At 70.3% G+C, this 25,632-nt stretch carries 28 protein-coding genes and 1 pseudogene; 20 read left to right on the top strand and 9 right to left on the bottom strand.

The features are described from left to right. Positions 1 to 4: 4 nt before the first annotated feature. Together AC5Y4S_RS14185 and deoC are read left to right on the top strand one after the other, a co-directional pair. A complete protein-coding gene (locus tag AC5Y4S_RS14185; protein ID WP_500033386.1) occupies positions 5 to 424 on the top strand; it encodes a DUF2599 domain-containing protein in 420 nt (139 codons plus the stop codon). Beyond that, positions 425 to 1,114, top strand: a complete 690-nt coding sequence (gene deoC, locus AC5Y4S_RS14180) for a deoxyribose-phosphate aldolase (protein ID WP_500033385.1) — start codon at positions 425 to 427, stop codon at positions 1,112 to 1,114. On the opposite strand, the gene AC5Y4S_RS14175 is transcribed toward deoC, so the two are convergent. The 3 genes from AC5Y4S_RS14175 to AC5Y4S_RS14165 all read right to left on the bottom strand — a co-directional run bounded on the left by AC5Y4S_RS14175 (position 1,111) and on the right by AC5Y4S_RS14165 (position 3,593). After that, positions 1,111 to 2,151: an LmeA family phospholipid-binding protein gene (locus tag AC5Y4S_RS14175; RefSeq protein ID WP_500033383.1), complete on the bottom strand. Its 1,041-nt coding sequence runs from the start codon at positions 2,149 to 2,151 to the stop codon at positions 1,111 to 1,113. The genes deoC and AC5Y4S_RS14175 overlap by 4 nt on opposite strands. Further along, on the bottom strand, positions 2,148 to 2,984 hold the full coding sequence (locus tag AC5Y4S_RS14170; RefSeq protein WP_500033382.1) for a carbon-nitrogen hydrolase family protein: 837 nt from the start codon (positions 2,982 to 2,984) through the stop codon (positions 2,148 to 2,150). Before AC5Y4S_RS14170 ends, AC5Y4S_RS14175 begins: the two co-directional genes overlap by 4 nt. An 84-nt stretch (positions 2,985 to 3,068) precedes the next feature. Next, the gene (locus tag AC5Y4S_RS14165) at positions 3,069 to 3,593 is read right to left on the bottom strand and encodes a DUF2505 domain-containing protein (RefSeq protein ID WP_500033381.1); all 525 of its coding nucleotides are present in this window, start codon (positions 3,591 to 3,593) and stop codon (positions 3,069 to 3,071) included. 26 nt (positions 3,594 to 3,619) lie between these two features. Between AC5Y4S_RS14165 and AC5Y4S_RS14160 the strand changes: the two genes are divergently transcribed. Next, the gene (locus AC5Y4S_RS14160; RefSeq protein WP_500033380.1) at positions 3,620 to 4,717 is read left to right on the top strand and encodes a UDP-N-acetylmuramate dehydrogenase; all 1,098 of its coding nucleotides are present in this window, start codon (positions 3,620 to 3,622) and stop codon (positions 4,715 to 4,717) included. 40 nt (positions 4,718 to 4,757) lie between these two features. Further along, on the top strand, positions 4,758 to 6,128 hold the full coding sequence (locus AC5Y4S_RS14155) for a L,D-transpeptidase (protein WP_500033379.1): 1,371 nt from the start codon (positions 4,758 to 4,760) through the stop codon (positions 6,126 to 6,128). Here AC5Y4S_RS14155 and AC5Y4S_RS14150 read toward each other — a convergent pair. Further along, complete coding sequence (locus AC5Y4S_RS14150) at positions 6,112 to 6,861, bottom strand: SDR family oxidoreductase (protein WP_500033378.1); 750 nt, start codon at positions 6,859 to 6,861, stop codon at positions 6,112 to 6,114. The genes AC5Y4S_RS14155 and AC5Y4S_RS14150 overlap by 17 nt on opposite strands. Before the next feature lie 172 nt (positions 6,862 to 7,033). On the opposite strand from AC5Y4S_RS14150, the gene AC5Y4S_RS14145 reads away from it, so the two are divergent. From AC5Y4S_RS14145 to regX, 6 genes are all read left to right on the top strand, one after another. Further along, positions 7,034 to 8,344 (top strand): ROK family protein, encoded by a 1,311-nt coding sequence (locus AC5Y4S_RS14145; RefSeq protein ID WP_500033377.1) that lies wholly within the window; start codon positions 7,034 to 7,036, stop codon positions 8,342 to 8,344. Positions 8,345 to 8,396: 52 nt separating this feature from the next. Further along, positions 8,397 to 9,728, top strand: coding sequence for a D-inositol-3-phosphate glycosyltransferase (gene mshA / locus AC5Y4S_RS14140; RefSeq protein WP_500033376.1), 1,332 nt, complete (start codon positions 8,397 to 8,399; stop codon positions 9,726 to 9,728). Further along, entirely contained in the window at positions 9,725 to 10,240 is a 516-nt protein-coding gene (locus AC5Y4S_RS14135) for a type III secretion system chaperone family protein (protein ID WP_066930865.1), read from the top strand. The genes mshA and AC5Y4S_RS14135 overlap by 4 nt, the downstream gene beginning before the upstream one ends. Positions 10,241 to 10,266: 26 nt before the next feature. Next, complete coding sequence (locus AC5Y4S_RS14130; protein ID WP_500033375.1) at positions 10,267 to 11,016, top strand: phosphoglyceromutase; 750 nt, start codon at positions 10,267 to 10,269, stop codon at positions 11,014 to 11,016. A 149-nt stretch (positions 11,017 to 11,165) separates the two neighbouring features. Beyond that, positions 11,166 to 12,386 (top strand): sensor histidine kinase, encoded by a 1,221-nt coding sequence (locus tag AC5Y4S_RS14125; protein WP_142282078.1) that lies wholly within the window; start codon positions 11,166 to 11,168, stop codon positions 12,384 to 12,386. Beyond that, positions 12,383 to 13,066, top strand: a complete 684-nt coding sequence (gene regX, locus AC5Y4S_RS14120; protein WP_046187060.1) for a two-component sensory transduction protein RegX — start codon at positions 12,383 to 12,385, stop codon at positions 13,064 to 13,066. Before AC5Y4S_RS14125 ends, regX begins: the two co-directional genes overlap by 4 nt. 103 nt (positions 13,067 to 13,169) lie before the next feature. On the opposite strand, the gene AC5Y4S_RS14115 is transcribed toward regX, so the two are convergent. From AC5Y4S_RS14115 to AC5Y4S_RS14105, 3 genes are read right to left on the bottom strand one after another with little or no spacing between them, the layout of a single operon-like run. Beyond that, a complete protein-coding gene (locus tag AC5Y4S_RS14115) occupies positions 13,170 to 15,026 on the bottom strand; it encodes a GMC family oxidoreductase N-terminal domain-containing protein (RefSeq protein WP_500033374.1) in 1,857 nt (618 codons plus the stop codon). Continuing rightward, positions 15,023 to 15,352, bottom strand: a complete 330-nt coding sequence (locus AC5Y4S_RS14110; protein WP_500033373.1) for a hypothetical protein — start codon at positions 15,350 to 15,352, stop codon at positions 15,023 to 15,025. Before AC5Y4S_RS14110 ends, AC5Y4S_RS14115 begins: the two co-directional genes overlap by 4 nt. After that, on the bottom strand, positions 15,349 to 16,305 hold the full coding sequence (locus tag AC5Y4S_RS14105; RefSeq protein ID WP_500033372.1) for a tocopherol cyclase family protein: 957 nt from the start codon (positions 16,303 to 16,305) through the stop codon (positions 15,349 to 15,351). Before AC5Y4S_RS14105 ends, AC5Y4S_RS14110 begins: the two co-directional genes overlap by 4 nt. A gap of 76 nt (positions 16,306 to 16,381) precedes the next feature. On the opposite strand from AC5Y4S_RS14105, the gene AC5Y4S_RS14100 reads away from it, so the two are divergent. Next, on the top strand, positions 16,382 to 17,104 hold the full coding sequence (locus tag AC5Y4S_RS14100) for a FadR/GntR family transcriptional regulator (RefSeq protein ID WP_500033371.1): 723 nt from the start codon (positions 16,382 to 16,384) through the stop codon (positions 17,102 to 17,104). Positions 17,105 to 17,118: 14 nt separating this feature from the next. Here AC5Y4S_RS14100 and AC5Y4S_RS14095 read toward each other — a convergent pair whose 3' ends face one another. Beyond that, positions 17,119 to 17,904 carry a DUF3109 family protein gene (locus AC5Y4S_RS14095; protein ID WP_085186176.1) on the bottom strand — a complete coding sequence of 262 codons (786 nt, stop codon included), beginning with the start codon at positions 17,902 to 17,904 and terminating at the stop codon, positions 17,119 to 17,121. After that, the gene (locus AC5Y4S_RS14090) at positions 17,901 to 18,146 is read right to left on the bottom strand and encodes a hypothetical protein (protein ID WP_500033370.1); all 246 of its coding nucleotides are present in this window, start codon (positions 18,144 to 18,146) and stop codon (positions 17,901 to 17,903) included. The genes AC5Y4S_RS14095 and AC5Y4S_RS14090 overlap by 4 nt, the downstream gene beginning before the upstream one ends. A gap of 23 nt (positions 18,147 to 18,169) precedes the next feature. On the opposite strand from AC5Y4S_RS14090, the gene AC5Y4S_RS14085 reads away from it, so the two are divergent. The 9 genes and pseudogenes from AC5Y4S_RS14085 to AC5Y4S_RS14045 all read left to right on the top strand — a co-directional run bounded on the left by AC5Y4S_RS14085 (position 18,170) and on the right by AC5Y4S_RS14045 (position 25,632). Then, entirely contained in the window at positions 18,170 to 19,186 is a 1,017-nt protein-coding gene (locus AC5Y4S_RS14085) for a Ppx/GppA family phosphatase (RefSeq protein ID WP_068126571.1), read from the top strand. Between the two features lie 218 nt (positions 19,187 to 19,404). Further along, positions 19,405 to 20,121 (top strand): annotated as a pseudogene (locus AC5Y4S_RS14080) (Rv0497 family membrane protein); the annotation flags it as partial. Positions 20,122 to 20,137: 16 nt separating this feature from the next. After that, positions 20,138 to 20,980 (top strand): sugar phosphate isomerase/epimerase family protein, encoded by an 843-nt coding sequence (locus tag AC5Y4S_RS14075; protein ID WP_500033369.1) that lies wholly within the window; start codon positions 20,138 to 20,140, stop codon positions 20,978 to 20,980. Between the two features lie 25 nt (positions 20,981 to 21,005). Next, positions 21,006 to 21,845: a thioesterase family protein gene (locus tag AC5Y4S_RS14070; RefSeq protein ID WP_500033368.1), complete on the top strand. Its 840-nt coding sequence runs from the start codon at positions 21,006 to 21,008 to the stop codon at positions 21,843 to 21,845. Between the two features lie 27 nt (positions 21,846 to 21,872). Continuing rightward, positions 21,873 to 22,745, top strand: coding sequence for a pyrroline-5-carboxylate reductase (gene proC / locus AC5Y4S_RS14065; protein WP_500033367.1), 873 nt, complete (start codon positions 21,873 to 21,875; stop codon positions 22,743 to 22,745). A 140-nt stretch (positions 22,746 to 22,885) separates the two neighbouring features. Next, positions 22,886 to 23,143: a cell division/environmental response transcriptional regulator gene (locus AC5Y4S_RS14060; RefSeq protein WP_067152205.1), complete on the top strand. Its 258-nt coding sequence runs from the start codon at positions 22,886 to 22,888 to the stop codon at positions 23,141 to 23,143. 127 nt (positions 23,144 to 23,270) lie between these two features. Then, positions 23,271 to 23,372 (top strand): 30S ribosomal protein bS22, encoded by a 102-nt coding sequence (locus AC5Y4S_RS14055; protein ID WP_003402602.1) that lies wholly within the window; start codon positions 23,271 to 23,273, stop codon positions 23,370 to 23,372. Positions 23,373 to 23,443: 71 nt separating this feature from the next. Continuing rightward, positions 23,444 to 24,559, top strand: coding sequence for an SDR family oxidoreductase (locus AC5Y4S_RS14050; protein WP_500033366.1), 1,116 nt, complete (start codon positions 23,444 to 23,446; stop codon positions 24,557 to 24,559). Beyond that, a complete protein-coding gene (locus AC5Y4S_RS14045) occupies positions 24,541 to 25,632 on the top strand; it encodes a lysophospholipid acyltransferase family protein (protein ID WP_068114098.1) in 1,092 nt (363 codons plus the stop codon). The genes AC5Y4S_RS14050 and AC5Y4S_RS14045 overlap by 19 nt, the downstream gene beginning before the upstream one ends.

Raw genomic sequence — 25,632 nt, 5'->3', positions numbered from 1 at the left:
CCGGATGAAGGCCCTACTGGCCGCGCCGGCGGTGGTGTTGGTCGCGCTGCTGGGCCCGCCGGCCCCGGCGCCCGTCGCCCGTGCCGACGCCACCCCCGCACCGCCGTTCGTCGACCACACCCAGTGGTCCCGTTGGCAGGGCCTGCCCAGCCTGCGGGTCTTTCCCACACCCTCCGGGCGGGTGGCCGCCAGACAGCCGGGCACCGCGTCACAGGCCGACGAGGCGTGGGCCGAGGTGCTCGCGCTGGCGCCGGACGCCGACACCCCCGGCATGCGCGCGCAGTTCGTCTGCCACTGGCAGCTCGCCGAGTTCGTGCAGCCGGGCAAGACCAGCTGGAACCTCGAGCCCTGGCGCCCGGTGGTCGATGACGCCGAAATGTTCGCCACCGGCTGCAACCCCGGCGGTCCGGAAGAAGGGTTCTAGTTGGCGAGCCAACCCACGCGGGCCCAGCTGGCGGCCCTGATCGACCACACCCTGCTCAAGCCCGAGGCCACCCGCGCCGACGTGGCCGCGCTCGTCGCCGAGGCGGCCGACCTCGGTGTCTACGCCGTGTGCGTCTCGCCGTCGATGGTCCCGGCCGCGTCGCATGCCGCCGGCTCCGGCGTCCGGGTGGCGGCGGTGGCGGGCTTTCCGTCGGGCAAGCACGTGCCGGAGGTCAAGGCGCGCGAGGCCGCGCTGGCCGTGCAGGCCGGCGCCAACGAGATCGACATGGTCATCGACGTCGGCGCCGCGCTGTCCGGCGACATCGACGCCGTGCGACGCGACATCGAGGCGGTGCGCGCCTCGGTGCCCCGGGCCGTGCTCAAGGTCATCGTGGAATCGGCGGTGCTGCTGGCCCGGGCGGGCGGGGACACGCTGGCGGACGTGTGCCGCGCCGCCGAGGACGCCGGCGCCGACTTCGTCAAGACCTCGACCGGCTTTCACCCGGCGGGCGGGGCGTCGGTGGACGCCGTCGCCCTGATGGCCGAGACGGTCGGGGGGCGGCTGGGCGTCAAGGCCAGCGGCGGCATCCGCACGGCCACCGACGCGCTAGCGATGCTGGATGCCGGCGCGACCCGGCTCGGGCTGTCGGGCAGCCGGGCGGTGCTCGACGGGCTCGGTGGCGATTCTTAGAGGTTGGCGAAGCAGGGGTCGGTGGTGTTGTCGTTCGGGATGGTGGCGTTCTGCGTCGAAAAGTGGCTTGTCACACCGGTATCGGTGACCTGCACGCTGTCGGCGTGGATGCCCAGCGGGTAGTTCTTGGTGAAGTTGGCGGTGAAGTCGTCCAGCGTCGACTGCACCGATTCCTTCGGCATGGTGAAGCCCAGCGCGTTGAAGCTGACGATCTGCAGCTGCAGCCCGGTGCCGGACACCACCGGCTTGGCGGTGATGTTGTCCAACATGCCCTTCAACTCGACGGTGCCGTCGGCCGGGTGAGTCGTCACGCTGTTGGTGACGAACGGACCCAGGACCGGGATCGCGTTCTGCACCGACTGCTTGATCCCGTCACTGGTCCAGGTGATGGTGGCGTCCAGCGAGCCGATGGTGCCTTTCGAGTTGGCGGTCGATTGGAGCCGCACGTCGCGGATGTTGAGGTTGAGCTTCATGCCCTTGGCATCGCGGATGTTGTTGCCGGCCGTCTGCACCGAGATGTTGGTGTAGTGCTTCGTGGCCTGTTGCCACAGCATCAGCGGCGTCACGCCGAAGGACGCAGTGGCCTGGTCCTTGACCTCGCACGCCACGGCCTGGGCGACCTTGGAGTTCGCCTCGTGGCGGACGTACAGCTCGCCCCCGATCAGCGCGGCGATCAGGAGCGCGAAAACGATGATGAGGATCAGGGCGATGGACAGCGGGTCGCGAAGGAAGCGTCGTTTCTTCTTCACCGGTGCCGGCTCTTCGTCGGGGGTGGCCAGCTTCTCCGTCGGGCCCGCGGGCGGGGCTGGGGGCGGCGGGTAGGGCGGCCGCGGCGGGTTCTGATGCGGGACGCTCAGCTGCTCGGTCTGCTGACCGGAAGCGGCCGGCGGCGGGGCCTGTTGCGCTGGGCCGCCGGTGCTGATGCGTTCGGTCGGACGCTCAGTCGGGGGCTGGCCGAAGGGGCCTTGGTTGCCGGGCCGCGCCCATGTCGACGGGCCCTCGTTCGGTGGTCCTGGTGGGCCCTGTGGGTTCGTCACCCAACCGATTCTGCCCTATCCACCTGAGCAAAGTCGGAGCGGTTGCGCAGCACCGCGATGCTGTCCCGGGCCGCGGCGACCCGGTCGACGTCGATGTCGGCGACCACGAGCTGCGGCCCGTCGCCGGCCGAGGCGACCACCTCGCCCAGCGGTGAGGCGACGAGGCTGCCGCCCACCCCCAGCGGCGCGCCCGACCCGGAATCGGTCAGGGCCGCGCCGGGATCGGCCTGACCGACCGCGGCCACATAGCTCATCGAGTCCAGCGCGCGGGCCCGGGCCAGCAGCGTCCACTGCTCGAGCTTGCCCGGGCCCGAGCCCCACGACGCGCAGGCGACGATCAGCTGGGCGCCGCGGCGGGCCAGCTCGGTGTAGAGCGCCGGGAAGCGGATGTCGTAGCAAACGCTCAATCCCACCCGGACGTCGTCGACGTCGACCACCACCGGTTCGTGGCCCGGTGCGACGGTGCGCGACTCGGTGAAGCCGAACGCGTCGTACAGGTGGATCTTGTCGTAGTGGGCGTCGGGCCGGTTGGGGGTGCCCGGCCCGGCCACGATCAGCGTGTTCTTCACCCTGCCGTCGCCGGACGGGGTGAACATGCCCGCGATGACCGTGATCCCCGACTCGGACGCGATCGCGCGCACCCCGTTCGCCCAGGGCCCGTCGACGGGCTCGGCGATCGGAGCCAGCGGGACGCCGAACCGGCACATGGTCGCCTCCGGGAAGGCCACCAGCGTGGCGCCCGCGTCGGCGGCCCGGCGGGTGTTCTCGCGGACCAGCTCGAGGTTCGCCGCCGGATCGCTGCCACTTTGGATCTGCGCCAGCGCGATTCGCATGGGCGCCAGCTTAGGCCCGGTGACGATGCGCGCCGCGTGCGGCGCGAGGAGGAAGCGGGCGATTCGGCTTAGGCGCGGCCCGCCTCAGGCGCTCTGGGCGATCCACTCCGCGGTCAGCCGTTGTTCGCGGCTCACCAGCTCGTCCAGCTGGGCGCCGATGAGCCGCTCCACCTTGCCGCCGATGATCGGGATCCGCACCTGGACGGTGATACGTGAGGTGAGCCGGGCGCCCCCGGTGCCGGCTATCGGCGCCAGTTCCCCAGTCCCGGACACGTTCGCCGGGGTGTCCAGAATGGTGACCGCGATCGAGCCCGTGGCGGTGCCGTCGACGAGCGGACCCCAGGTTTCCTTGCGCCTGATGCAGATGTCGCCCCGGTGCAGCTGCTTGACGACGGCGTGCAGGTTGTGGCTGCGCACCACCTGCAGCGTGACCACCTCGACGGTGCCGTCCTGTCCGGACTCGCCGCCGACCCGCATCGACTCCAGCCTCGCCTCGTCGACGGGGATGTCGGCCAGCCTGGCCCGCCAGTACCCCTCCTCCTGGAAAGCGCGGTGGACCTCTTCGACGCTCTCCTCGTACTCGGCCGACAACTCGAATGAATGCGGCATAGCTGGCCAGGCTACCGTTACGGGCCATGAATTCGAGCGGTGCCGGTTCGCTCTTCGCCGGCGCGCGTATCGATGAGGCGGTGCCGCTGGCGCCGTTCACCACCTTGCGGGTCGGCCCGGTCGCGCGACGCCTGATCACCTGCGCCAGCACCGATCAGGTGGTCGCCGTGCTGCGTCAGCTTGACTCGGAAGCCCGGGCGACGCCGGTGCTGGTGTTTGCTGGCGGGTCCAACCTGGTGATTGCCGACACGTTGACCGACCTGACCGCGGTGCGCCTGGCGAACGACGGCATCGCGGTGGACGGCAACGTGGTCCGCGCCGAGGCGGGCGCGGTCTGGGACGACGTGGTGGTCGAGTCCATCGAGCACGGCCTGGGCGGGCTGGAGTGCCTGTCGGGCATCCCCGGGTCGGCCGGCGCCACGCCCGTGCAGAACGTCGGAGCGTACGGGGCGGAGGTGTCCGACACCATCACCCGGGTGCGGGTGCTGGACCGCGAGAGCGGCGAGGTGCGCTGGGTGCCGGGCGACGAGCTCGGCTTCGGCTACCGCACCAGCGTCTTCAAGCAGGCGTCCCATGCGGGGCGCGAAATCCCTTGGGCGGTAATGGAAGTGGAGTTCGTGCTGGACCCGTCGGGCCGCAGCGCGCCGCTGCGCTACGGCGAGCTGACGGCCGCGTTGAACGCCGCCGCCGGCGAGCGCGCCGACCCGCAAGCCGTGCGCGAGGCGGTGCTGATGCTGCGGGCGCGCAAGGGCATGGTGCTCGACGCGAACGACCACGACACCTGGAGCGTGGGTTCGTTCTTCACCAACCCCGTGGTGGCTCCGGAGGCCTACGAACGGCTGGCCCGCGACGTCGAGGGGCCGGTTCCGCACTACCCGGCGCCGGACGGGGTCAAGCTGGCGGCGGGCTGGTTGGTCGAGCGTGCCGGCTTCGGCAAGGGCTATCCGCACGATGAAGCGGCACGTTGCCGACTTTCGACCAAGCACGCGCTTGCCCTGACCAACCGCGGCGGGGCCACCGCAAACGACGTCATCGCGCTGGCCCGCACGGTGCGTGACGGAGTCCATGCTGTGTTTGGCATCACACTGGAACCGGAGCCTGTCCTGCTCGGCTGCAGGCTGTAGCGGCAAATCCCCAGTGATTGCGCGTCGGCGCCGAATTGTCGTGGCGCCGTTGGGGTCTATTCTCCCGGTATCTTTAGATGTCGTGAGCACATCCAGTACCCCGCCGCCGGTTAACCGGCGCTTGGCCTTGGCGGCCCTGGGGCTCGGCGTGTTCGCCCCCAGCGTGTTGGCTGCCTGCGCGGGCACCGCGGCCAAGCAAGCCGAGACCAAGAAGGAGCCGCCGGCGCCCCAGCTGAAGTTCCAGCCGGCGGACGCCGCCTCCGACGTGGTTCCGATCTCGCCGATCAGCGTCCAGGTCAGCGACGGCTGGTTCCAGAAGGTGGCGTTGACGAACTCGTCGGGCAAGGTGGTCGCCGGATCCTTCAACGCCGACCGCACCGTCTACACGACCACCGAGCCGCTGGGCTACGACGCGACCTACACCTGGAGCGGTTCGGCCGTCGGCCACAACGGCAAGGCGGTCCCGGTGACCGGCAAGTTCACCACCGTGAGCCCGAGCAAGAAGATCGGCGGCGCCTTCCAGTTGGCCGACGGTCAGACCGTCGGGGTCGCCGCGCCGATCATCATCCAGTTCGACGCGCCGATCAGCGACAAGGCCTCCGTCGAGAAGGCACTCACCGTCACCACCACGCCCCCCGTCGAGGGCAGCTGGGCGTGGCTGCCCGACGAGGCGCAGGGGGCGCGTGTGCACTGGCGCCCGCGCGAGTACTACCCGGCGGGCACCACGGTCAACGTCGACGCCAAGCTGTACGGGCGGCCGTTCGGTGACGGCGCGTTCGGCGCCGACGACATCTCGCTGCACTTCCAGATCGGCCGCAAGCAGGTCGTCAAGGCCGAGGTCTCCTCGCACCGCATCCAGGTCGTCACCGACGCCGGCGTCATCATGGACTTCCCCTGCAGCTACGGCGAGGCCGACAAGGCGCGCAACGTCACCCGCAACGGCATCCACGTGGTGACCGAGAAGTACGCCGACTTCTACATGTCCAACCCGGCCGCGGGCTACTCCAACGCTCACGAACGCTGGGCGGTGCGGATCTCCAACAACGGCGAGTTCATCCACGCAAACCCCATGAGCGCGGGCGCGCAGGGCAACAGCAACGTCACCAACGGCTGCATCAACCTGTCGACCTCCGACGCCGAGCAGTACTACCGCACCGCGATCTACGGCGACCCCGTCGAGGTGACCGGCAGCTCGATCCAGCTGTCCTACTCCGACGGCGACATCTGGGACTGGGCCGTCGACTGGGACACCTGGGTGGCGATGTCGGCGCTGCCGCCCCCGACGGCGCACCCGCCGGCCACTCAGATCCCGGTGACCGCGCCGGTCACCCCGTCGAACGCCCCGACGCTGTCGGGCACGCCCACTTCTACGCCGACGACCACCACGCCTTCGCCTAGCCCTGGCGGTTAAACCGCGTCGCGCTGGCCTGGTCGCGCGGCTTCATGACGATCAGGTCGAGGTCGACGTGGGACGGCCGCGAGGCGACGAACCCGACCACCTCGGCGACGTCGGCGGCCGTCAACGGCGTCAGCCCGGCGTACACCGCGTCCGCGCGTTCTTGGTCGCCGTCGAAACGGACGAGCGAGAACTCGGTTTCGACCGCGCCCGGCGCAATCTCGGTGAGCCGCACCGGTTTTCCGAGTAGCTCACCGCGCAGCGTTCGGTGCAGCGCGCCCTGGGCGTGTTTGGCCGCGGTGTAGCCGGCGCCGCCGTCGTAGGTCTCCAGCGCCGCGACCGAGGTGACGGTGACGATCAGGCCGTCGCCGGAGTCCACCAGCTTGGGCAGCAGCGCGCGGGTGACGCGCAGCGTGCCCATCACATTGGTCTCCCACATCCACCGCCAGTGCTCCAGATCGGCCTCGGCGACGGGTTCGAGTCCCCAAGCGCCACCGGCGTTGTTGACCAACACGTCGACGCGTCCGAGCTGGTCCGCCAGCGCCTGCACCGCGGCATCGTCTGTGACGTCGGCCACAACGCCGGTCCCGCCGATTTCGTCGGCCAGCGCGTGGATCCGATCCGCGCGGCGCGCCACGGCGACCACGTGAAAGCCAAGGGCCGCAAGGGCTTTGGCGGTCGCCTCGCCGATCCCGGAGCTGGCGCCGGTGACCACCGCGACCCGCTGTTGCCCCCCTACTGCGTTCATCGGAATAACTCTAATAAACGTGCTAAATTCTCGGGGTGCACCTCAGCGCCCTGTTCGACAACACCGCCGCGTGTCTTTGCGCGGCGAGTGCGTGTTGTTGCCGCGCACTTTGCCGCTCCTGACCTTTCAGGCGTGGCCGAAGCGGCCATTCGAACTCGGACAAAGGAATCTCGTGCGCACGACGACTCTCACCCACACCCATTCCCCCAGCCGCAAGGCCCCCTTCCGGTTGCACCGCCAGATCCTGCCCCCGGCGCTGCACATCTCCGACTCGGCCGCGGCTTCGGTCTTCCGGGCCGTCCGGTTGCGTGGCCCGGTCGGCCGTGACGTCATCGCCGGCGTCACGTCGCTGAGCATCGCCACCGTCAACCGCCAGGTGATCGCCCTGCTCGACGCCGGGCTGCTGCGCGAGCGCGCCGACCTGGCCGTATCCGGGGCCATCGGGCGCCCACGCGTGCCGGTGGAGCTGAACCACGAACCGTTCGTGACGCTCGGCATCCACATCGGCGCGCGCACCACCAGCATCGTGGCGACCGACCTGTTCGGCCGCACGTTGGACACCGTCGAGACCCCGACGCCGCTCAGCGCCGCCGGGCCCGCGCTGGCGTCGCTGGCCGAGAGCGCCAGCCGGTACCTGAGGCGCTGGCACCGGCGCCGCCCGCTCTGGGTCGGCGTGGCGATCGGTGGCACCGTCGACAGCGCCACCGGACACGTCGACCACCCGAGGTTGGGCTGGCGGCAGGCGCCGGTGGGCCCAGTGCTGGCTGATGCGCTCGGACTGCCCGTCTCGGTGGCCTCGCACGTCGACGCCATGGCCGGCGCCGAGCTGCTGCTCGGCCTGCGGCGATTCGCGCCGAGCTCGCCGACCAGCCTGTACGTCTACGCCCGCGAGACCGTCGGCTATGCGCTGGTGATCGGCGGACGGGTGCACTGCCCGACCAGCGGCCCCGGCACCATCGCCACGCTGCCCGCCCACTCCGAGTTGCTTGGCGGTGCCGGACAGCTGGAGTCCACCGTCAGCGACGAAGCGGTCCTGGCCGCCGCGCGCCGGCTCAAGATCCTTCCCGGCGTCGCGCCGGCGACCCGCATCAACGGGTCCGCGACCGCGATGGCCGACCTGCTGCGGGTGGCTCGGGCCGGCAATCAGCAGGCCAGGGAGCTGCTGGCGGAGCGGGCCCGGGTCCTCGGCGAGGCGGTCGCCCTGCTGCGCGACATGCTCAACCCCGACGAGCTGGTGGTCGGTGGGCAGGCGTTCACCGAATACCCCGAGGCGATGGAGCAGGTGGAGGCCGCGTTCGCCGCAAACTCGGTCCTGGCGCCGCGCGATATCCGCGTCACCGCGTTCGGCAACCGGGTGCAGGAGGCCGGGGCCGGGACGGTGTCGCTGGGCGGGTTGTACGCCGACCCGCTCGGCGCGATGCGCCGCGCCGGGGCGCTGGACGCCCGGCTGCGGGACGTCGCCGCCGACGAGACGTCCGCTTAGCGCGAACGGCGCGCTTGGGCCGCGGAGCGGCCCGTCCTGTAAAGATGAAGGGGTGCGGCACGACGACGTCCCCCGGCTGAACGGCCCGCGCCGGGTCGCAGTGTTGGCGGTGCACACCTCACCGCTGGCCCAGCCGGGGACCGGCGACGCCGGCGGCATGAACGTCTACGTGCTGCAAACCGCGCTGCACCTCGCCCGCCGCGGCATCGAGGTCGAGATCTTCACCCGGGCCACCGCGTCGGCCGATCCGCCGATGGCCCACGTGGCGCCCGGCGTGCTGGTCCGCAACGTCGTGGCGGGGCCGTTCGAGGGCCTGGACAAGTACGACCTGCCGACCCAGCTGTGCGCGTTCGCGGCCGGGGTGCTGCGCGCCGAGGCGTCGCACGAGCCGGGCCACTACGACATCGTGCACTCCCACTACTGGCTGTCCGGGCAGGTCGGCTGGCTGGCCCGGGACCGCTGGGCGGTGCCGCTGGTGCACACCGCGCACACGCTCGCCGCGGTGAAGAACGCGGCCCTGGCCGACGGGGATGCGCCCGAGCCGCCGCTGCGCACGGTGGGGGAGCAGCAGGTCGTCGACGAGGCGGACCGGCTGATCGTCAACACCGAAGACGAAGCGCGGCAATTGATTTCGATTCATGGCGCCGACCCGGCCCGCATCGACGTGGTCCATCCCGGAGTGGATTTGGACGTGTTCCGTCCGGGTGATCGCCGCGCGGCGCGGGCCGCGCTCGGCCTCCCGCCCGACGAGGACGTGGTGGCCTTCGTCGGCCGGATCCAGCCGCTGAAGGCGCCGGACATCGTCTTGCGCGCCGCCGCGAAATTGCCCGGGGTGCGCATCGTGGTGGCCGGCGGACCGTCGGGCAGCGGTCTGGCTTCGCCGGACGGGCTGGTTCGGCTGGCGGGCGAACTCGGCATCACCGACCGGGTCACGTTCCTGCCGCCGCAGTCCCGCGCGGACCTCGCGACCTTGTTCCAGGCCGCGAATCTTGTTGCGGTGCCTAGCTATTCGGAGTCGTTCGGGCTCGTTGCCGTCGAGGCGCAGGCGTGCGGCACCCCGGTGGCGGCCGCCGCGGTCGGCGGCCTTCCGGTCGCGGTGCGCGACGGGATCTCCGGCGCGCTGGTGGCCGGGCACGACGTCGGCGACTGGGCGGACGCCCTGGATCGGCTGCTGCGCCTGCCCGCGCCGCAGGCCGACGCGATGGGCCGCGCGGCCGCCGCGCACGCGGCCACCTTCTCCTGGGACAACACCACCGACGCGCTGCTGGCCAGCTATCGGCGCGCGATCGGCGACTTCACCGCCTTGCGCCAGCGCCGGTCTCGCGACCGGGCCTCGATGCGCAAGCCCCGCCGCTGGACGACGCGTCGCGGGGTGGACGCGTGAACACGACCGTCCAGGCCGTCATCGAGCACACGCTGCGGGCGAGCGGGCTGACCTACTCGGAATTCCCCGGCGCGCACGGCGGCCTGCCGGGCCTGGTGGTGGAGTTGCCGGGCGAACGCAAGCTCAAGACCAACACCATCCTGAGCGTCGGCGAGCATTCGGTGCGCGTGGAGGCGTTCGTGTGCCGCAAGCCCGACGAGAACCACGAGGGCGTGTACCGGTTCCTGCTCAGGCGCAATCGCCGGCTGTACGGGGTCGCCTACACGCTGGACAACGTCGGCGACATCTACCTGGTGGGCCGCATGTCGCTGGCGTCGGTCGACGCCGACGAGATCGACCGGGTGCTCGGCCAAGTGCTCGAGGCGGTGGACTCGGACTTTAACACGTTGCTGGAGTTGGGTTTTCGCTCTTCGATCCAGAAAGAGTGGGAGTGGCGGGTGTCGCGCGGGGAGTCGCTGAAGAACCTGCAGGCGTTCGCCCATCTGATTGACGACGACGACTCCGACGACTAACAGCGCCGCGTGAGAGACTTTCCGGCATGGGAGACACTGCCACGCTGGTGCTGCTCCGCCACGGCGAGAGCGACTGGAATGCCCTCAACCTGTTCACGGGCTGGGTCGACGTCGGGCTGACCGAGAAGGGCCGGGCAGAGGCGGTCCGAAGCGGCGAGCTGATGACCGAACACGGCCTGCTGCCCGACGTGCTCTACACCTCGCTGCTGCGCCGCGCGATCACCACCGCGCACCTGGCGCTGGACACCGCCGACCGGCTGTGGATCCCGGTGCGGCGCAGCTGGCGGCTCAACGAACGCCACTACGGCGCGCTGCAGGGCCTGAACAAGGCCGAGACCAAGGAGCGCTACGGCGAGGAGCAGTTCATGACGTGGCGGCGCAGCTACGACACGCCGCCGCCGCCGATCGAGCGGGGCAGCAAGTTCAGCCAGGACACCGACCCCCGCTACGCCAACATCGGCGGCGGCCCGCTGACCGAATGCCTCGCCGACGTGGTGGCCCGTTTCCTGCCGTACTTCACCGACGTCATCGTCCCCGACCTGCGGACCGGCAAGACGGTGCTGATCGTCGCGCACGGCAACTCGCTGCGCGCCCTGGTCAAATACCTCGACGAGATGTCCGACGAAGAGATCGTCGGGCTGAACATCCCGACCGGGATTCCGCTGCGCTACGACCTGGACGCCGACATGCGCCCGGTGCTGCCGGGCGGGACCTACCTGGACCCGGAGGCGGCCGCGGCCGGCGCCGCCGCCGTTGCCAGCCAGGGGCGCGGCTGAGCTTCTCCGCGCCCACCAGCAGCTTTTAAAGGCCCCTTTGCCAAACATCGCGTAAACGGCAGCGGAACACCTGTTGCGTAGGGTGTGACTTGTCCGATTTTGGCCGCGCTCCGCTAGGGCGGCGTTCACCAAATTTGTAGGATTTTGTTGTGACTGTGTTCTCGGCGCTGTTGCTGGCCGGGGTCTTGTCAGTGCTGGCACTGGCCGTGGGTGTTGCGGCCGGGGTCCGGCTGGCGCCGCGGGCGGTCGAGCGCCGTCAGCAATCCACCACCGAATGGACGGGCATCACCGTCGCGCAGATGCTGCAACGCATCGTGGCGCTGATGCCGCTGGGAGCCGCGGTGGTGGATTCGCATCGCGACGTCGTCTATCTCAACGACCGGGCCAGGGAATTGGGCCTGGTTCGTGATCGGCAGCTCGACGACCAGGCCTGGCAGGCCGCCCAGCAGGCGCTCACCGGCGTCGACGTCGAGTTCGACCTGCGGCCGCCCAAACGCGCCGCGGGCCGCTCGGGGCTTTCGGTGCACGGGCAGGCGCGGTTACTCAGCGAAGAGGACCGCCGGTTCGCGGTGGTGTTCGTCCACGACCAGTCCGACTACGCCCGGATGGAAGCCACCAGGCGCGACTTCGTGGCGAACGTCAGCCACGAGCTCAAGACCCCGGTGGGCGCCATGGCCCTGCTCGCCGAGGCTCTGCTGGCCTCCGCGGACGACTCCGAAACCGTTCGCCGCTTCGCCGAAAAGGTGCTCGTGGAAGCCAACCGGCTGGGGGACATGGTCGCCGAGCTGATCGAGCTGTCCCGGCTGCAAGGCGCCGACCCGTTGCCCAACGTCACCGACGTCGAGGTGGATACCGTTGTCTCCGAGGCGATTTCACGCCACAAGGTGGCCGCCGAGAACGCCGACATCGAGATTCGCACCGACGCGCCCAGCGGCCTGCGGGTGCTGGGCGACGAAACGCTGCTGGTGACCGCGCTGGCCAACCTGGTGTCCAACGCGATCGCCTATTCGCCCCCGGGCTCGCCGGTTTCGATCAGCCGTCGGCGCCGGGGCGACAACATCGAGATCGCCGTGACCGACCGCGGAATCGGGATCGCGCTGGAAGATCAGGAACGCGTCTTCGAGCGGTTCTTCCGGGGCGACAAGGCCCGTTCGCGGGCCACCGGCGGCAGCGGCCTGGGACTCGCGATCGTCAAACACGTTGCGGCCAACCACAACGGCAGCATCGGCGTGTGGAGCAAGCCGGGAACCGGATCGACGTTCACGCTGTCGATTCCGGCCTACCAGGACGGCGACGAGGAACCCGAGCAACCGCGGGGTCGTGAGGTGCGGCCCAACCGGTCACAACGAGAGGAAGAATTGAGTAGATGACGAGCGTGCTGATCGTGGAGGACGAGGAGTCGCTGGCCGATCCTCTGGCATTCCTCCTGCGCAAGGAGGGCTTTGAGGCCACGGTCGTGACCGATGGACCCGCAGCACTCGCCGAGTTCGATCGCGGCGGCGCCGACATTGTGCTGCTCGACCTGATGCTGCCGGGCATGTCCGGCACCGACGTGTGCAAGCAACTGCGCGCCCGTTCCAGCGTGCCGGTGATCATGGTGACCGCCCGCGACAGCGAGATCGACAAGGTCGTCGGCCTCGAGCTGGGCGCCGATGACTATGTCACTAAACCCTATTCGGCGCGCGAACTGATCGCCCGGATCCGCGCGGTGCTGCGCCGCGGCGGCGACGACGACTCCGAGATCAGCGACGGCGTGCTGGAGTCAGGGCCGGTCCGGATGGACGTCGAGCGCCACGTCGTCTCGGTCAACGGTGACACGATCACGTTGCCGTTGAAGGAATTCGACCTGCTCGAATACCTGATGCGCAACAGCGGACGGGTCCTGACCCGCGGCCAGCTGATCGATCGGGTGTGGGGTGCGGATTACGTCGGTGACACCAAGACGCTCGACGTGCACGTCAAGCGCCTGCGCTCGAAGATCGAGGCCGACCCGGCCAACCCGGTGCACCTGGTCACGGTGCGCGGGTTGGGTTACAAGCTCGAGGGCTGACCGCTCGCGTCGCCGCCCACCGCCACGAGTGCGTATTCAGGGCGGTCGAGTGTGTACTGACGGCGGGGATTGTGCGTTCAGGGCGCCCAGGATTCACATCGAATCATCGTGCGGCGCCGACGATTTCGTCGGCCACCCCCAGCGCCAGCGCCATGATTGACAGTTGCGGGTTCACCTCCGGGCAGCTGGGCAGGATCGACGCGTCGGCCACCCACACGCCGTCCACTCCACGCAGCCGCCCGGTTTCGTCGACCGGGCACAGCTGCGCGTCGGCGCCCGCGGCCGCGGTTCCCGTGGGATGGAAGGCCGCCAGGTGCAGGCTTCGGGCATCGCTTCGGGCCAGCGCGTCGCGCAGCGCGGGCAGCGACGCCACGGTCGGCGCGCCGGGCAGGCCGGTGAGCACCTCGACCGCGCCCGCGGTGAATAGCAGCCGGCCCATGGCCTCGAGCGCAACCATCAGCTTGGCGGCGTCGGTCCGGGTGAGGTTGTAGCGCACCAGCGTCTCGCCGCGCACCGAGGCCACCGAGCCGACGCCCTGATCGGCCACCATCGCCCCGAACGTCGCGACCTGGGGCGCGCGGTCCAGCCAGCCGAGCAGCTCGGCGCCGTAGCCGGGATAAACCATCGAGCCCATCCCCGGCGGCGTGGAGGTCGCTTCGATCAGCACGCAGTGGGACTCGTGGAACTCGTGGACGGCCGCGCTCTGCAGCACCCCGTGCCAGGCGACGACGTCGTCGTCGAACCGCCCGGCCAGCATGATTGCCGGGTGCAGCGCGAGGTTTCGGCCGAGGCGGGGGTGCACGCCAAAACCGCTGCGCCGCAACAGGCCCGGAGTCTCGGTGGCCCCGGCGGCGACGACGACGGTGTCCGCGAGGATATCCAGCGCGGTGCCGTCGGGCCGGCGGGCTCGCACGCCGCGGGCGCGTCCGTGCCGGTGCAGCACCCGCTCGACGCGGGCGTGCGAGATGATTCGCGCCCCCGCGGCACACGCCTGCGGCAACGCGTTGAGGTGCACGCCGAACTTGGCGTTTCGCGGGCAGCCGATCGCGCACTGGCAACAGCCTTCGCAGCCCGGGGCGTTGCGCGGGATCGGCGCCGCGCGCCAGCCCAGCGTCGTCGCGGCGTCCAGCAGCAGCCGCCCGTTGCGGCCCATGATCTCCAGCGGCACCGGCGACACCCGCAGCGTGCGCTCGACGTCGTCGAGGCGCTCGGCCAGCCGCTCCGGATCGGCCAGGTGCAGGCCGAAGCCCTCGCTCCAGCGCCGCACCACGCCGGGCGGCGGCCGGTAACAGGTGCCGGAGTTCACCACGGTGGTGCCACCGACCGCCCGACCGATGGGCAGCACCACCGACGGGCGTCCCAGCGCGACGGTGGCCCCCGCGCCGCGGTACAGGCCGGCGTAGCGGTCGATCGGGTGGGTGCTGCGGAACTCCTCGACCGTCCAGCGGCGTCCTTCCTCGAGCACGACGGTGTCGAGGCCGGCCCGCGCCAGAGTGCGGGCCGCCATCGCGCCGCCGGCGCCGGACCCCACGATGACGGCGTCGGCGGCGACGATGGAGGGGCTCTCGGGCGAGGGGGTGATGGTCAGCGGCGCATCGGGACGTGCGATGTCATGTCGCTGGGCGCGCGAAAGCAGTTCCGGCGCATACGTTTCCGCGCCGTTGGCAAGCAACACGACCGCCTTCATCGCCTCGACCGCCGCGCCGGCGTCGGGGCCGAGCGCCGCCACCCGCCGCAGCACCCGGTCCCGTTGGCCGGCGTCGAGCCGCGACAGTGAGCGGCCGCTGGTGAGGTAGCTGGCCGCGGCGACCGAGAGCAGTCCGGCCCGCACGGCCCACCGCGAGGTCGCGGGCAGCCGGTTCAGGTAGCGGTCGACGCGCTCGACCAGCTGGGCCGGTGCCGGGCCGCCGCACTCCTCGGGGAGCAGCGCGGCGCCGAACGACGCGGCGAGACGGCTCATAGGATGCGCCCGAGCCGGCGCCCCAACTTGATGAAGAACGGATAGGTGGCGAAGATGGCGCCCGCCGCCGCGTGCAGCGCCCAGCCCGCCCGCGCCGTGTCGACGCCGAAAACGCCGCTGTTCCACATGAAGTCGCGCCCGTTGCGGGCGCGGAAGGGCCGCCACAGCACTCCGAGGCCGGGCACGTTGTTGTAGAGACCGAACGAGCCGCCGAAGAAGACCCCGAGGGTGGCGGCCTCGGCCAGATCGCGGCGGTCGGAGGGAAGTTGCCGCTCGATGAGCACTCCGGCGGCAAAGAGCAGGGGCGGGTCGAGAGCAAAACTCACGTGGGGATCCTTTCGTTGATCTCCGGTGCGTCGGCGCCGCGCAGCCCGACCTCGGCATGCCCGGTTCCCAGCACCAACCAGTGCCGATCGTCGACCTCGATGTGGATGTCGGCCTGCTCGGTGTTCGTGCACACCGCGCGGCCGCCGTCGGGGTCCGTGTAGCCCAGGCTCACGCACCTCTCGGGGGGTTGGTCGACCCGGATGAGCACCCGGCGACCGCCGATGCGCCCCTCCAGTTGCCAGTGCCGCACGCCCAGCGTCGAGCGCATCCGCAGCGACGGCAAAGGGCTTGTGGGCCAATCTTTTCCGTCGATGCGGAAGCGGACGAACGCCATCGGCGCGAGCCTGCGCAGCCCCGGTTTGTGGGAGACGGCCGTAACCGCTTCCATGACGTCGCCGTTGCCGAGGTCGGCGTGAATCCATCCCCAGCGCCGGGCGTTGCCGTGCCCGTAGATGTGGGCGACGCCGCCGCGCCAACCGTCGACCTGCACCGCGGCGTCGGCGACCGTCAATGACCCGGCGAACTCGGCGGTCGGCGCCAGGACCACCTGTGCGCCCGGCAACAGCTCGCGATCCCAGGCCGCGCGCGGGAACGTCCACAGCGGCGTGCCGGCGTCCTTCCACGACAGCTGCCACGCCAGCGATCCGGCGCTGCCGGCCAGCCTTTCGTGGGACGCGCGCACTCCGGCCGCGTCGAACCAGGCGGCTCCCGCCGCGGGCGACGTGGGTTCGGGGCCGAACCGCTCGGTGCGCGGCGGCCCGTCGGGCGCGAACCAGGTCGCCCAGCCGTGCGCGTAGGGGGCGTCCGCCGCGTGCCGCGGGGCCACCGTCTCGCAGTGGATCCACAGCCCGGCGTGGGTCGCCGGGTCCGACAGGGTGGCGTACCAGACTTCCAGGCGGCCGGCCTTGCCCCGCCAGCGCGGGGCCGTGGCCGATCGCATCTCGTCGTCCATGTGCTCACCTCCGATCGGGACGCGTGGGCGAGCTTGATGCCCCGCACCCGGTTCGTCCACTATATTGGTTGAGCCAATGAACCAGTCAAGTGCGCTGCAGCCGCCGGATCGACAGCGGGTCGACGAACAGATCGCCGCGTCGATCGCCGATGCCATCCTCGACGGCGCCTTTCCGCCCGGATCTACGCTGCCGCCCGAGCGGGAGCTGGCCGAGCAGCTCAACGTGAACCGCACCTCGCTGCGGTTGGGCCTGGCCCGTTTGCAGCAGATGGGGCTCATCGAGGCGCGGCACGGCAGCGGCAACGTGGTGCGCGACCCCGAGGCGCTCACCCACCCCGCGGTGGTGGAGGCGCTGGTCCGCAGGCTCGGACCGGAGTTCCTGGCCGAACTGCTGGAGATCCGGGCGGCGCTGGGCCCGCTGATCGGCCGGCTGGCCGCGCAGCGGGGGGCGCCGGAGGATGCCGAGGCGCTGCGCGCCGCGCTGGCGGCGGTGGCCGACGCCGACGGTCCCGCGGCCCTGCAGGCCGCCGATGTCGCCTATTTCCGGGTGCTCATCCACGGCAGCCGCAACCGCGCGCTGGGTTTGATGTATCGCTGGGTCGAGCACGCGTTCGGCGGCCGCGAACACGAACTCACCGCCGCCTATGAGGACGCGGCCCCGGTCGTGGCCGACCTGAGGGCGATCACCGACGCGGTGCTGGCGCGCGACGCCGAGGCGGCCGCCGCGGCGGTCGAGGGCTACTTAAACGCGAGTGCGCTGCGAATGGTGTTGGCGTACAGGAAAACTCATGAGGCCTGAGCCGGGGCCTCGGGCTATTCGGCGACCCGGGTGGCCGGGTGCACCGCGATGAGCCCTAACTTGCTGCGGCGCTTGCACATTGCCGCCAGCTCGGCGTAGGCCTTGTCTCCGAGCAGCTCCCTGAGCTCGTCGGCCATGCTTTCCCAGACCTGCTTGGCGCCGACGTGGGCGCCCGGATCGCCGGTGCAATACCAGTGCAGGTCCGCGCCGCCGGAGCCCCAGCCGCGGCGATCGTATTCGGTGACCCAGGTTTTGAGGATTTCGGTGCCGTCGGGCAGGGTCACCCACTCCTGGCTGCGCCGGATGGGCAGCTGCCAGCAGACGTCGGGCTTCATGGTCAGCGGCGCCACGCCCAGCTTGAGGGCCTTGGTGTGCAGCGCGCATCCCGCGCCGCCGGCGAAGCCCGGCCGGTTCAGGAAGATGCAGGCGTCCTTGTGCTTGCGGGTGCGGTACTGGGGCTGGCCGTCGTGCTCGTCGAGCTCCAGATAACCCTTGCGCCCCAAGCCCTTTTCGCGGAACTGCCAATCGTCGTCGGTCAGCGTCTTGACCGCATCGTCGAGCCGCGCGCGGTCGTCGTCGTCGGACAAGAACGCGCCGTGCGAGCAGCACCCGTCGTCGGGGCGGCCCTCGACCGTGCCGCGGCAGGCCGGGGTGCCGAACACACACGTCCAGCGCGACAGCAGCCAGGTCAGGTCGGCCGCGATCAGGTGCTCGGGATTGTCCGGGTCGTAGAACTCCACCCATTCACGGGCGAAGTCCAATTCGACCTCTTGACCCGGTTGCGGGTGCGAATTCGTCATTTGGTCAACGTTAGTCCACGATTCCGCCTGGTGACGCCGCTGACACACGGCTGCCGCTGCGCGGCGTGCATCGTCGCCCACTGTGCTGAATTGTCGGCCTCCTCCTCGCGCCGCTGCGCGGCGCGCATCGTCGCCCACTGTGCTGAATTGTCGGCCTCCTCCTCGCGCCGCTGCGCGGCGTGCATCGTCGCCCGCTGTGCTGAATTGTCGGCCTCCTCCTCGCGCCGCTGCGCGGCGTGCATCGTCGCCCGACTAGGTTGTTTCTGTGCGGTTAGGTGTGCTCGACGTGGGCAGCAACACAGTCCATCTGTTGGTGGTTGACGCCCACCGCGGTGGGCATCCGACACCCATGAGTTCGACGAAGGCCACCCTGCGGCTCTCCGAGTCCATCGACAGCTCGGGAAAGATCACCAAGCGCGGCGCCGACAAGTTGGTCTCGACGATCGAGGAGTTCGCCAAGATCGCGGACAGTTCCGGCTGCGAGGAGCTGATGGCCTTCGCCACATCGGCGGTCCGCGACGCCGAGAATTCCGACGACGTGCTGTCCCGGGTGCGCAAGGAGGCCGGCGTCGAGCTGGAGGTGCTGCGCGGCGTCGACGAGTCGCGGCTGACGTTCCTGGCGGTGCGCCGCTGGTACGGCTGGAGCGCCGGGCGAATCATCAACCTCGACATCGGCGGGGGCTCGCTGGAGTTGTCCAGCGGTGTCGACGAGGAGCCCGAGGTCGCGCTGTCGTTGCCGCTGGGCGCGGGGCGGTTGACCCGCGAATGGCTGCCCGACGACCCGCCCGGGCGGCGCCGCGTGGCGATGCTGCGCGACTGGCTGGACGCCGAGCTCGCGGAAGCCTGCGAGACGGTGCTGGACGCCGGCGCTCCCGATCTCGCGGTCGCCACGTCGAAGACGTTTCGTTCGCTGGCACGCCTCACCGGGGCGGCGCCGTCGGCGGCCGGGCCGCGGGTGAAGCGGACGCTGACAGCAAACGGCCTCAGACAACTCATATCTTTCATCTCTAGGATGACGACCGCTGACCGGGCTGAATTGGAAGGAGTGAGCGCCGAGCGGGCGCCCCAGATCGTGGCGGGCGCCCTGGTGGCCGAGGCGAGTATGCGAGTGCTGTCGATCGACGAGGTGGACATTTGCCCGTGGGCGTTGCGGGAGGGTCTCATCTTGCGAAAACTCGACAGCGAGGCCGACGGAACTGCACTCGTCGAGACTTCGGTGCGCGATGCTGGAGGTCAGAAAGCTGATCGGAACGCCAACCGATCGAAGGGCGACAAATCATGAGCGGACCACACTCCGAGACCGAGAGCCCTGGCACTCGGCCGATCTCGGTGGCCGAACTCCTGGCCAGGAATGGAACGATCGGCGAACCGTCGGTCACCCGGCGGCGCCGCCGTCGGCGCGGCGACAGTGACGCGGTCACCGTCGCCGAACTGACCGGCGAGATCCCCGTCATCCGTGACGACCACCTCGAACCTCCGGCCAACGCAACGGTCCAGACCGCCGAGCCGGTCACCGAGGAGCAGCCCAAAGCCCCGTACTGGTCCGAACCCGAGCCGCGGTGGCCCAAGTCGCCGCCGCAGCCGCAACGGCTGACGGGGCCCGAGCGCAGCGAATACCCCCGACCCCTGCGGCACGCCGACGTGCCCGCCGACCGGACCGGCCAGTCCGGCGCCGAGGGCATGAGCCCCGACCCGGTCGACCATTACCCCGACATCCCGGTGGACGTGATGGACTCCGAGGTGCGCGAGGCCGAGCCTGCGTCCGAGGATTCCGCCTACGTGCGCTCCTACCTGCAGTCGGATTCCACGCTGTTCGGCGGGCAGACGCTGGCCGACGAGGTCGCCCGGCGCCGCGGCGCCGAGCGGGGCGCGGACGCGCACGCCGAAGAAGAACGCGACGACGACCACCTGGGCATCGAGGCCGAGCGCGCGCACGAGGCGCCCGGCAGGCTGCAGGCGTTGTGGCGCGGAACGCTGATCGTGTTGCAGTCGATGTTGGCCGTCGCGTTCGGCGCCGGGCTGTTCGTCGCGTTCGACGAGCTGTGGCGCTGGAACAGCATCGTGGCTTTGGTACTGACGGTCCTGGTCATTCTCGGCCTGGTGGTGGGGGTCCGGGTGGTCCGCAAGACGGAGGACATCGCCAGCAGCCTGATCGCCATCGCGGTCGGGGTGCTGATCACCCTGGGACCGTTGGCGCTGTCGTTGCAGTCGGGCTAGGCGCCACCCACCGACAGTGCGCCCAGCCATCAAAGTCGGCCTATCGACGGCCTCGGTCTATCCGTTGCGGGCCGAGGCCGCCTTCGAATACGCGGACAGGCTGGGGTACGACGGCGTCGAGCTGATGGTCTGGAGCGAATCGGTCAGCCAGGACATCGCCGCGGTCAAGAAGCTGTCCCAGCGCTACCGCGTGCCGGTGCTGTCCGTGCACGCGCCCTGCCTGCTGATCTCGCAGCGGGTGTGGGGCGCCAACCCGATCCCCAAGCTGGACCGGAGTGTGCGGGCCGCCGAACAGCTCGGCGCCCAGACCGTCGTCGTGCATCCGCCGTTCCGCTGGCAGCGGCGTTACGCCGAGGGGTTCAGCGACCAGGTCGCGTCGCTGGAGGCGTCCAGCGACGTCAAGGTCGCCGTGGAGAACATGTTCCCGTTCCGGGCCGACCGGTTCTTCGGCGCCGGCCAGTCGCTGGAACGGATGCGCCGGCGGGGCGGCGGACCCGGCCCGGCGATCTCGGCGTTCGCGCCGTCCTACGACCCGCTGGACGGCAACCACGCGAATTACACGCTCGACCTGTCCCACACGGCGACCGCGGGCACCGATTCGCTGGACATGGCCCAGCGGATGGGCGAGGGCCTGACCCACCTGCACCTGTGCGACGGCAGCGGCCTGCCCGCCGACGAGCACCTGGTGCCCGGGCACGGCACGCAACCCACCGCCGAGGTGTGCCAGATGCTGGCCGGCGGCCACTTCGCCGGCCACGTGATCCTGGAGGTGTCGACGTCCAGCGCGCGTTCGGCGCACGAGCGGGAAGCGATGCTTCTCGAGTCGCTGCAGTTCGCGCGCACCCACCTGATGCGGTGATCCGCGACAGACCACCCAGGAGAACATGACCGCCTTATTCACCACCGCGATGACGTTGCGGGAGGCCGGCCCCGGCGTGTACGAGGGCGAGCTCGACAAGCACTGGACCATCGGGCCCAAGGTGCACGGCGGCGCGATGCTGGCGCTGTGCGCCAACGCCGCGCGGACCGCGTGGGGCCGGGACCCCGACGGCCCTGAACGGGCCATGCAACCCGTGGCCGTGTCCGCGAGCTTCCTGCGGGCGCCGGACCCGGGGCCCATGCGGCTGCTGACCTCCTTCCGCAAGCGCGGCCGGCGGATCAGCGTCGTCGACGTCGAGCTCATGCAGGGCGAGCGCACCGCGGTGCACGCCGTGGTCAACCTCGGCCAGCCCGAGCACTATCCCCCCGACGGGTCGCACGCGCCGCTGCTGTCGGCCAACCCGGTGCTGGACCTGATGGCACCCGAGCCGCCCGACGACGCCGAGCCGATCGGCCCCGGCCACCCGCTGGCCGGCCTGGTGCACCTGGGCGAGGGCTGCGACGTGCGGCCGCTGCTCTCGACGATGCGCCCCCGCGACGGCCACCCGCCGGTGATCCAGATGTGGGCGCGCCCCCGCGACGTCGCCCCGGACGCGCTGTTCGCGCTGATGTGCGGGGATCTGTCGGCGCCGGTGACGTTCGCCGTGGACCGCACCGGCTGGGCGCCCACCATCCAGCTGACCGCCTTCCTGCGCGCCCTGCCCGCCGACGGCTGGCTGCGAATCATCGCCACCTGCGTGGAGATCGGGCACGACTGGTTCGACGAGGACCACATCGTCGTCGACCAGCTTGGCCGCCTGGTGGTGCAGGCGCGCCAGCTGGCGTTGGTCCCTGCCGCTCGCTAGCGCTTGCTGTCTGGAATGCTTTCTCCCATGGCGAGAATCGCGATCATCGGCGGCGGCAGCATCGGCGAGGCGCTGCTGTCGGGCCTGCTGCGGGCCGGCCGGCAGGTCAAGGACCTGGTGGTGGCCGAGCGAGTGCCCGAGCGCGCCAAGTACCTGGCGGACACCTATTCGGTGCGGCTGGCGTCGGTCGCGGAGGCGGTGGACTACGCGACCTTCGTCGTCGTCGCGGTCAAGCCGGCCGACGTCGAGACGGTGCTCGAGGAGCTGGTCCGGGCGGCTGGCGCGGCCGAGACGGACAGTGCCGAGCAGGTGTTCGTCACCGTCGCCGCCGGCATCACGATCACCTACTTCGAATCCAAGCTGCCGGCCGGGACGCCGGTGGTCCGCGCGATGCCGAACGCCGCGGCGTTGGTGGGCGCGGGGGTGACGGCGCTGGCCAGGGGCCGCTTCGTCACCGAACCCCAGCTCGAGGAGGTGTCGGCGCTGTTCGACTCCGTCGGCGGGGTGCTGACCGTTCCGGAGTCCCAGATGGACGCCGTGACGGCGCTGTCCGGCTCCGGTCCGGCGTACTTCTTCCTGATGGTCGAGGCCCTGGTGGACGCGGGCGTCGCGGCGGGCCTGAGCCGCCAGGTCGCCACCGACCTGACCGCGCAGACGATGGCCGGCTCGGCGGCGATGCTGCTCGAGCGGATGGATGCCGAGCGCGCCATCGAGGGCGAGCCGCCGGGCATGCGGGCGGACGCGTCGGCGGCGCAGTTGCGCGCGACGGTCACCTCGCCCGGCGGCACGACCGCCGCTGCGCTGCGCGAACTGGAGCGAGGCGGATTGCGGGTGGCCGTCGACGCCGCCGTCCAGGCCGCGAAAAGGCGCTCTGAGCAGCTAAGAATTACATCGGAATAATTTGAGATTTCCGGATTGATTGTCCCTCACCAGTACCATTAACCCCACTAGTCCCGCTATTCTCCTCTTTGTATGCACGTGTGGGTGCCAGCGGAGGGGAAGCCGCTGGCATTGCGCGAGCCTGACACGATTGGGTTGCGATGACGTCTACGAACGGGCCATCGGCGCGAGATTCCGCTGCTAAGGGGCGGGACTCCGGTTCCGCTGATGGCCAGCAGGCCAGGACACAGTTCCTTACCGTCGCCGAGGTGGCAGCGCTGATGCGCGTCTCCAAGATGACGGTCTACCGCCTGGTGCACAACGGCGAGTTGCCGGCGGTCCGGGTGGGCCGGTCCTTCCGCGTGCACGCCAAGGCCGTCCACGACATGCTGGAGACTTCGTACTTCGACGCGGGCTGAGCTGGGACTGCCGCGCGGGCCGTCGAGACGTCACGCGGTCGCCGGTTTGGTGTTCGGTGCTGCGGGCCGGGTAAAGTGGCGGGGTCTTTTGGTCATGTGAGCAGTCCCCGGTCAGATAGCGGAGTTCATGGGTTCAGTAATCAAGAAGCGGCGCAAGCGAATGTCGAAGAAGAAGCACCGCAAGCTGCTGCGTCGCACCCGGGTGCAGCGCAGAAAACTCGGCAAGTAAGCGCCAGCCGGCCCAGGTCACCGTCACGCCGCCTTAACGCCGTCGTCTCGCCAGCCCGTTAGGCTGTTTGAGTGGATCAGTCGAGCGGGGAAGGTGCCGGCACCAGCGGCACCGTGCACTACCCCAAAGTTGTGCTGGTTACCGGTGCGTGCCGGTTTCTGGGCGGCTACCTGACCGCGCGGCTCGCCCAGAACCCGTTGATCAAAGGGGTCATCGCGGTGGACGCGATCGCCCCCAGCAAGGACATGCTGCGCCGCATGGGGCGCGCCGAATTCGTCCGTGCCGACATTCGCAATCCCTTCATTGCCAAGGTGATTCGCAACGGCGACGTCGACACGGTGGTGCACGCCGCGGCGGCGTCCTACGCACCCCGAGCCGGCGGCAGCGCGGCGCTGAAGGAAATCAACGTGATGGGCGCGATGCAACTTTTCGCGGCCTGCCAGAAGGCGCCCTCGGTGCGCCGCGTGGTGCTGAAGTCGACCTCCGAGGTGTACGGGTCCACGGCGCACGACCCGGTGATGTTCACCGAGGACAGCAGCAGCCGCCGGCCCTTCCGCGACGGATTCGCCAAGGACAGCCTCGACATCGAGGGCTACGTGCGCGGGCTGGGCCGGCGCCGGCCCGACATCGCGGTGACGATTCTGCGGCTGGCCAACATGATCGGCCCCGCGATGGACACGACGCTGTCGCGGTATCTGGCCGGCCCGTTGGTCCCGACGATGTTCGGCCGGGACGCGCGGTTGCAGCTGCTGCACGAGCAGGACGCGCTGGGCGCGCTGGAGCGCGCCGCGATGGCGGGCAAGGCCGGCACGTTCAACATCGGCGCGGACGGCATCATCATGCTGTCGCAGGCCATCCGCCGGGCCGGCCGAATCCCGGTGCCAGTCCCCGGTTTTGGGGTATGGGCGCTGGATTCGCTGAGACGGGCTAATCGCTATACCGAAATCACTCGGGATCAATTCAATTATCTGAGTTACGGCCGCGTCATGGACACCACGCGAATGCGCACGGAGCTCGGCTTCCACCCGAAATGGACGACGGCCGAGGCGTTTGACGACTACGTCCGCGGCCGTGGCTTGACTCCCATAATCGACCCCGATCGGGTACGCTCCCTGGAGGGTCGCGCCATAGCGTTAGCGCAGCGCTGGGGAAGCCGAAATGCAATTCCATGGGGTGGGGGCAGGTAGGTATCGTGGCGGGCGAAACCAGAGCGAACGTCATTCCACTGCATACGAATAGGGGTCGGGTAGCGGCTCGCCGGAGAGCCGATCAGCGGGCGGACTCGTCCCGTCAACACCCGTCAATGCTCGCCGACCCGCGGGGCCGCGCATCTGCCGAACAAATCGCCGCGGTCGTCCGCGAAATCGACGAACATCGCCGCGCGGCGAGCGCGACGTCAACCGCAGAGGCGCCGCTCAACGATCTTGCGCAACGGGTCGCCGCGGTCGCCGGCTTCCTGCGGCAGCGGCTCACCGGTGACTACACCGTCGACGAGTTCGGCTTCGATCCGCACTTCAACAGCGCCATCGTTCGGCCTTTGCTGAGGTTCTTCTTCCGGTCCTGGTTCCGGGTCGAGGTCAGCGGCATCGAGAACCTGCCGAGCGAGGGCGCCGCGCTGGTGGTGGCCAATCACGCCGGGGTGTTGCCGTTCGACGGGCTGATGCTGTCGGTGGCGGTGCACGACGAACACCCCGCGCAGCGGGACCTGCGGCTGCTGGCCGCCGACATGGTGTTCGACCTGCCCGTGGTCGGCGAAGCCGCCCGCAAGGCGGGCCACACCATGGCCTGCACGACGGACGCGCACCGCCTGCTGGCCGCGGGAGAGCTGACCGCCGTGTTCCCGGAGGGTTACAAGGGGCTGGGCAAGCGCTTCGAGGACCGTTACCGCCTGCAGCGGTTCGGCCGCGGCGGCTTCGTGACCGCGGCGCTGCGCACCAAGGCCCCGATCATCCCGTGCTCGATCGTCGGGTCCGAAGAGATCTACCCGATGCTCACCGACGTCAAGCTGCTGGCGCGGCTGTTCGGGCTGCCCTATTTCCCGATCACCCCGCTGTTCCCGTTGGCCGGACCCGCGGGCCTGGTGCCCCTGCCGTCGAAGTGGCGCATCGCGTTCGGCGAACCGATCTACACGAACGACTACGCCGCCTCCGACGCCGAGGACCCGATGGTCACCTTCGAGCTGACCGACCAGGTGCGCGAGACGATCCAGCAGACGCTGTACCGCCTACTCGCCGGCCGCCGCAACATCTTCTTCGGCTAG

The organism is Mycobacterium sp. NGS64, assembly GCF_059812245.1.
Note: the sequence above shows the minus strand (reverse complement) of the source record. Positions and strands in the feature narration are given on the sequence as shown.